This is a genomic window from Myxococcus sp. AB025B (assembly GCF_006518215.1).
GTDB classification, from domain to species: domain Bacteria; phylum Myxococcota; class Myxococcia; order Myxococcales; family Myxococcaceae; genus Myxococcus; species Myxococcus fulvus.
In genome coordinates this window covers 40647-47052 of sequence record NZ_SRLW01000035.1, presented here as the reverse complement: position 1 = coordinate 47052, position 6406 = coordinate 40647, and the positions used below count along the sequence as shown (strand labels likewise).

At 69.4% G+C, this 6406-nt stretch carries 6 protein-coding genes; 2 read left to right on the top strand and 4 right to left on the bottom strand.

What is annotated here, in order from left to right; translation table 11 throughout:
• Positions 1 to 512 precede the first annotated feature (512 nt).
• Positions 513 to 905, top strand: a complete 393-nt coding sequence (locus FL311_RS08345) for a LysM peptidoglycan-binding domain-containing protein (RefSeq protein ID WP_141324405.1) — start codon at positions 513 to 515, stop codon at positions 903 to 905.
• A gap of 9 nt (positions 906 to 914) precedes the next feature.
• Here the strand turns inward: FL311_RS08345 and FL311_RS08340 are convergent, their stop codons facing one another.
• Positions 915 to 1355 (bottom strand): hypothetical protein, encoded by a 441-nt coding sequence (locus tag FL311_RS08340; RefSeq protein ID WP_141324404.1) that lies wholly within the window; start codon positions 1353 to 1355, stop codon positions 915 to 917.
• 229 nt (positions 1356 to 1584) lie between these two features.
• On the opposite strand from FL311_RS08340, the gene FL311_RS08335 reads away from it, so the two are divergent.
• On the top strand, positions 1585 to 4254 hold the full coding sequence (locus FL311_RS08335) for an ATP-dependent Clp protease ATP-binding subunit (RefSeq protein ID WP_141324403.1): 2670 nt from the start codon (positions 1585 to 1587) through the stop codon (positions 4252 to 4254).
• Here the strand turns inward: FL311_RS08335 and cutA are convergent.
• The 3 genes from cutA to FL311_RS08320 form a co-directional block, all read right to left on the bottom strand.
• Positions 4249 to 4575, bottom strand: a complete 327-nt coding sequence (gene cutA / locus FL311_RS08330; protein WP_141324402.1) for a divalent-cation tolerance protein CutA — start codon at positions 4573 to 4575, stop codon at positions 4249 to 4251. The two genes, FL311_RS08335 and cutA, sit on opposite strands and share 6 nt — an antisense overlap.
• A gap of 76 nt (positions 4576 to 4651) precedes the next feature.
• A complete protein-coding gene (locus tag FL311_RS08325; protein ID WP_141324401.1) occupies positions 4652 to 5614 on the bottom strand; it encodes an ATP-binding protein in 963 nt (320 codons plus the stop codon).
• Between the two features lie 59 nt (positions 5615 to 5673).
• Complete coding sequence (locus FL311_RS08320; protein WP_141324400.1) at positions 5674 to 6336, bottom strand: hypothetical protein; 663 nt, start codon at positions 6334 to 6336, stop codon at positions 5674 to 5676.
• Positions 6337 to 6406 lie beyond the last annotated feature (70 nt).

The window sequence follows — 6406 nt, the reverse complement described above, 5'->3', positions numbered from 1 at the left end:
GGGTTGGGGATGGCGCCCGATGGGGAGGTGGACTCCGTGTTTCCGGTACAGGCGAGGCCTCCCACGGAGAAAGCTCCGATGAGGCACAGGCTGCGCAGCGTGGACATGGGGGGGTGACTCCTCTGGGGGGTGAGCGAGCCAATGAACGTCCGGGAGGGCGAGCGCTATTCTGGCTCGCCGCGCCGACCGTTCCCTCGTGAAGCAGGCGACCTGTCTTCCTTCCCGCGCGAGAAGCGCTGGTGAAGGAGGGCCGTGGCTCGGTCCATTCCGGTACCACGAAGCGCCGCGCCGATGGAACGCCACTCGTGCTCGTCCACTTGACGGGCGGCGATGGCTCGCAAGGCCCGTCGTAGAGCGACGAGGCAGTCACTCGCGACTGGGTCCGTTACGCGGCGAACACGAGGGCCTGGAGGGCGAGACAGGAGTCGAGGCGGGCGTGCCTACAGTGCGCCGCCTCGCACGCTGGCCGCTGCGTGGACATCGTGCGACCGGACCCGACAGGAGGAGCGCCCATGGCCCTGCAGAACGACTATCAGGATGTGCTCGAGGTGGCGAAGACGGTTGGCGCGAAGGTCGAGTCCCGAGAGGAGAACGGGAAGCTCATCCTCAAGGGCTCGGTGGACCACGCGTGGGACCGCGACCGCATCTGGGATCAGATCAAGGCGAAGCACGCGAACTGGCAGCAGGAGATCATGGTCAACCTCACCGTGACGAACGCGGAGCCGTACGGCCTCTACACCGTGAAGTCCGGCGACACGCTGGGGAAGCTGGCCAAGGACATCTACGGGGACGTGAAGCTGTACCCCAAGATTTTCGAGGCCAACAAGGACCAGCTCAAGGACCCGGACAAGATCAAGGTGGGCCAGGTGCTCAAGCTGCCGCCCAAGTCGATTGCGCAGGCCTGACGGCGCCGGTCAGGGCAGCAGGCCCGGGATGCTGCCACCGGGCCTCGGCGTGAGGTGGAAGCGGATGGAGCCTGGCGCCAGCAGACACGCCGGAGGCACGGGGGCCGGGAGGATGGCCCCGTGCGGTGGCCGCGAGCACAGGCCGAGCAGCGGTCCGGTGGAGTAGGGCGCCCAGGGCCATCCACGGTCCACCCGCTCCGGGAGACGGGGCGGCTCGGGGGCGTCGCCCAGGGCGAGTGAGTCCTCCTCGGGCAGCGGCGTCGTGTCCAGCACGAAGACGATGCCCTCGGGGATGGGCTCCTCGCGCTCCGGTGTCCCGATGATGGCCGCGATGCGCTCGGTGCCCTCGTCCCGCGTCGTGACCCGTCCCGAAGTACACGCACACAGCACCGTGGCGCCCAGGAGCGCGAGGCGTACGGGACAGGCTTGGATGGTCATGCGACGCGACATGGCTCTCCGGGCGCTCGGTCCGATGTTCCCTTGCGGTCGACCCGAAAGGAAGATGTGCGGCCGGCCTCACACGGGGGCAATGTCCCCGGGGATGAGGTGGGGCGCTCATGTGTGTCCACCCTCCGAGGAGCTGGAGGGCGGCTCGTCAGCACGCCTGCTCATGGGCGAGCCCCGCGCGCGCCTCCGTCCCTAGCTTGCCCGAGGGAGTGGAGCGCGGAGGTCGTCGACCATGCTGTGTCAGAACTGTGGAACGCGCCCAGCCGCGGTCCAGCTCAAGAAGCGGATGGAGGGACAGGAGACGACCCTCCAGCTCTGCAACCACTGCGCGAGCGCGATGGGCGTGGGGCTGAGCGGAGCGAATGGCTTCGGCAGCCTGGAGAGCCTCGTCGAGCAGTTGATGGGGCCGCGCCCGCGGAGCCGGGAGAACCTGCTCACGCAGTTGTCGGAGATGGCGCAGCAGGTGCTGGAGCGCGCGGCGCGGATGACGCTCGACTCGGGCTACGAGCGCATGCGCATCGAGCACCTGCTGTTGTCGTTGTTGCACTCGGTGCCGGAGCTGCGCGAGGCGCTCAAGCACCTGGGCGCGCCCGTGGACGAGTTCGAGACGCGACTGGACGCGGTGATGCCGCGCCGCGAGCCTCGCAAGGCGGCCGTCGTCGCCCTGTCCTCGGGCGTCAAGCGCGTGCTCCAGATTGCAAGGCTCCAGGCCCTGCAGATGGGGCACAGCTTCATCGGCCCGGAGCATCTCTTGCTGGGCATACTGATGGAGGCGGAGAGCTTCGCCGCGCAGTTCCTCTCGGGCGTCGACGTCAACGAGCTGCGCAAGCGGCTGATGGCCTCGATAGGGGGCCCGGCCACGCCCGCTCCCGGAGGCGCAGCCCGTCAGGGCGGCGGAGGCCTGCCGCCGAACCTCACGCGCTTCACCCGGGATGTATCCGCGCTCGCGCGAGCCGGCGAGCTGGACCCGGTCATCGGGCGCGAGAAGGAGATCAGCCGCGTCATCCGCATCTTGAGCCGCAAGACGAAGAACAACCCGGTGCTCATCGGTGAGCCGGGCGTGGGCAAGACGGCCATCGCGGAGGGGCTCGCGCAGCGAATCATCTCGGGGGATGTGCCGGAGGTGCTCAAGGACAAGCGCGTGCTGTCACTGGACCTGGGCAGCGTGCTGGGCGGCACGAAGTTCAGGGGCGAGTTCGAGGAGCGCTTCAAGGGACTGATGGATGAGATTCGCGCCCTCAAGGGGCAGATCATCCTCTTCATCGACGAGGTGCACGCGGTGGTGGGCGCGGGCGGCGCGGAGGGCGCGGTGGATGCGTCCAACCTGCTCAAGCCGGCCCTGGCCCGGGGCGAGCTCCAGTGCCTGGGCGCCACGACGCTGGACGAGTATCGCAAGAACATCGAGAAGGACGCCGCGCTGGAGCGGCGCTTCCAGCCGGTCATGGTGGCTGAGCCCACGCCGGAGCAGGCCATCGAAATCCTGCGCGGGCTGCGTGACGCGTACGAGGCGCACCACCGGGTGAAGATTCTCGACACGTCGCTGACGGCGTCCGTCGAGCTGTCGGACAAGTATGTCAATGACCGCTTCCTGCCGGACAAGGCCATCGACCTGCTCGACGAGGCCTCCGCCATGGTGCGCCTGGGCGCGCGCACCGCGCCGGACCGCCTGGGCGAGGTGGAGGCGATGCTGGAGCAGAAGGAGAAGGACAAGAGCGCCGCGGTGGCGGGGGAGCGCTATGAGGAGGCCAGCCGGCTCAAGGGCGAAATCGAGACGCTGCGCACCGAGCTGGAGGGGCTGCGGACCCAGTGGCAGTTGAAACGCGGTGTCACTGAGCCCTCCGTGACGCCCGAGGACATCGCCACGGTGGTGAGTGAGTGGACGGGCATCCCCGCGCGCAAGCTGCAGCAGGAGGAGAGCCAGCGACTCCTGGAGATGGAAGACGCGCTGAAGCAGCGCGTGGTGGGGCAGGAGGACGCGCTCCGGGCCATCGCTGAAGCCGTGCGCCGTGCGCGCGCGGGGCTGAAGGACCCGAACCGGCCCATCGGCTCGTTCCTGTTCCTGGGGCCCACGGGCGTGGGGAAGACGGAGACGGCGCGCGCGTTGGCCGACTACCTGTTCAACGACGAGGCCGCGATGATCCGCCTGGACATGTCCGAGTTCCAGGAGCGCCACACCGTGAGCCGTCTCATCGGCGCGCCGCCCGGTTACGTGGGCTACGAGGAGGCCGGTCGGTTGACGGAGGCCGTGCGGCGCAGGCCCTACTCGGTGCTGCTGTTCGACGAGGTGGAGAAGGCCCACCCGGACGTGTTCAACCTGCTGTTGCAAATCCTGGATGACGGCCGGCTCACGGACTCACGCGGGCGCACGGTGGACTTCAAGAACGCGGTCATCATCATGACGTCCAACCTGGGCTCGAAGGCGATGGGGGCCGCGAGGGCGGCGCTGGGCTTCCAGCGCTCGGAGGACGAGGAGAAGACGGGCCGGGAGCGCGCCAGCGAGGCGGTGATGAACGCGCTGCGCGGCCACTTCCGTCCGGAGTTCATCAACCGCATCGACGACATCATCGTCTTCCATCCGCTCAACCCCGCGCAGTTGAGGCGCATCGTCGACACGATGCTGGAGGCCACCCGCCGCAAGCTGCACGGGCAGAACCTGCGCCTGGAGCTGACGGACTCCGCGCGCGACGCGCTGGCGGAGCGGGGCTTCGAGTCTCGCTATGGGGCAAGGCCCCTTCGCCGCGTCATCCAGCGCGAGTTGGAGACGGAGCTCAGCCGCATGCTGCTCCGAGGCTCGGTGAGCGAGGGCCAGCGCATCCTCGTCGACTTCCAGGACGGACACTTCGTCTTCACCGCGGACGCCGGTGTCTCCGTCACGCCCGAGCCGACGACAGCCCCGTCATGACGGCGCGCGGGTGCTGTCGAGAATCCAGGCCAGGTAGGGCGCATGGCCATCGGCGATGTCGAGGCGCAGCACCTCCGGCACGTCGTAGGGGTGCAGCTCGACGAGGCGCGAGCGCAGGGTGTCGAAGAGGGAGGCGCGCGTCTTGAAGAGGATGAGCGCCTCCGCGTCGTCCTGCACCTTGCCCTCCCAGCGGTAGATGGAGCGCAGCCCGGGGAGGATGTTGCCGCACGCGGCGAGCTGCTCCTCCACGAGGCTTCGCGCCAGCTCGGCGGCCTTGTCGGCGGAGGGCGCGGTGACGAGGACGAGGATGGCGTCGGTCATCCGCGCATTGACGCAAAGGACCCGCGGGCACGTCCACTGTCGTGAGCCGGAATACCCGGCTCCGACCCGGAAGCGCTCAGCGGCCCGCGCTGCGCATTCCCGCGGGCGGGTTGTGCAGCGAGTCCATCTCCTGCCGCGTGCGCCGACGGTCCGGCGTGTCCTTCGGCAGCTCCACGAAGGTGCACATCTCGCACAGGCGGCTGTAGATGCGCTCGCCCACGCGCTCGCGCAGCAGCTCGTAGTCCTTCACCGCGGCCTTCGCGTCCTCCGTGGTCCGGTAGCCCGTGGGCCCGTGGGTGCGCTGCTTCTTCTCCGGCTCCAGCGAGTAGTTCGTCGCGAACAGCGTGGTGCGCCCCGCGTTGTAGCGGCGGGCGATGAGCTCATCGAGCGTCTCCATCTCGAAGGGACTGCCGCGCCCCTTGCCCAGCTCGTCGATGGCCAGCACCTCCACCTCCGACAGCGGTCCGATGATCTCCCCGCCGCTCTTGCCCTCCTGGAAGCCGCGCCGGATGGTGGCGTAGAGCAGCGAGATCTCCACGTACCGCGCCCGCACGCCCACCTCGATGACCAGGTGGCCGAGCGTGGCCGCGAGCAGGTGCGTCTTCCCCGTGCCCACCGGGCCACTCAGGATGAAGCCCTTGGACGTCGCGCCCTTCACGTACTGGTGGCCGAAGTGCATCGCCACGCCGCGGCCCCGGTCCTGCGCCTCGTTGAAGGCCCGGTAGTTGTCGAACGACGCATGCGCCACCACGCCGGGCAGCCGCACCTCGTTGTAGAGCGACACGCGCCGCCGCCGCCGCGTGCACGTGCACGGCTCCATCACCTCGTAGCGCTTGGGGCCCACCTTCTGGCTGAAGACGGCCTCGCGCTCCACGAGCACATGGCCACGTCCCTCGCAGACGGAGCAGCTCTCCGAGCACACGCACACGCGCGCCTGGGCCTGGTCTCCCTGCCGTTCGATGACGTACGTCCGGCCGGAACACACACGGCAGCCGTCGCCGCCCACCTTCGCTCCCACACCCATCTCGCGCATCGCCATAGCAGAGCCCTTCCCCGTTCCCTCGTGAACTGAACGCATGAGCAGTGTCGGGCCGCTTCTCACACTTCCTTCACGCCCAGTCGTCGCCGCACCGCCGCCACCAGGCGAAAGCGCCGCGACAGCTTCCGCGCGCGCACGGACATCACCTGTTGTTCGCTACCCACCGAAAGCGCGTCGCGCCACACCTGGTGTCGTTGAGAGAAGGGCAGGGCGCGCAGGAGCACCAGGAAGCTCAAGGACTCCTGGGCATCCAGCGCCGAGGGCTCCTCTGGAACGCGGGCCAGCACCGTCCCACGCAGCCACGCCACCCGGGGCGCCAGCGTGGAGTCCCGCCCCGCCAGGTCCTCGAGCGCGTCCACCAGCCGGGCGTGTCGGGTCTCTTCCCACGACAGCGCCTTGCGACGTCGCGAGGGGGCCTCCGGCTCCGCCGCCACGCCCGCGCCCGCCGCCAGCGCGCGGTACTTCTTGATCTCCGCGTCCACCTGCCGCCGGCACGCGCGCAGGTTGCGCAGCACCGGCTCACCCGGACGCGCATCCCACAGGGCCTTCTCCGCGGAGCGGGAGATGCCTCGCGCCACCACCTCGAAGGGCACGCCCTCCCGGGCCCACGCCGTGAGCAGCTCCGTGTCCAACGCCGACAACATGAGGCCCGCGCCACGCACCGCGAGGAAGTAGTCCTGCACCAGCTCCTCGAAGCTGGCGCTCTCCGGCAACAGGCTCATGATCCAGCACGACTCCCAGCAGGGCGACCGGACAGCCGGCCGTCCGCTCCCCCATACCCGGTGGGTCCGA

Bases quoted from the DNA above. Each gene is read 5' to 3' on its own strand.
- FL311_RS08325 (WP_141324401.1), bottom strand. From the start codon at position 5,614: ATGGCGATGCGCGAGATGGGTGTGGGAGCGAAGGTGGGCGGCGACGGC.
- FL311_RS08335 (WP_141324403.1), top strand. From the start codon at position 1,585: ATGCTGTGTCAGAACTGTGGAACGCGCCCAGCCGCGGTCCAGCTCAAG.
- cutA (WP_141324402.1), bottom strand. From the start codon at position 4,575: ATGACCGACGCCATCCTCGTCCTCGTCACCGCGCCCTCCGCCGACAAG.
- FL311_RS08345 (WP_141324405.1), top strand. From the start codon at position 513: ATGGCCCTGCAGAACGACTATCAGGATGTGCTCGAGGTGGCGAAGACG.
- FL311_RS08340 (WP_141324404.1), bottom strand. From the start codon at position 1,355: ATGTCGCGTCGCATGACCATCCAAGCCTGTCCCGTACGCCTCGCGCTC.
- FL311_RS08320 (WP_141324400.1), bottom strand. From the start codon at position 6,336: ATGAGCCTGTTGCCGGAGAGCGCCAGCTTCGAGGAGCTGGTGCAGGAC.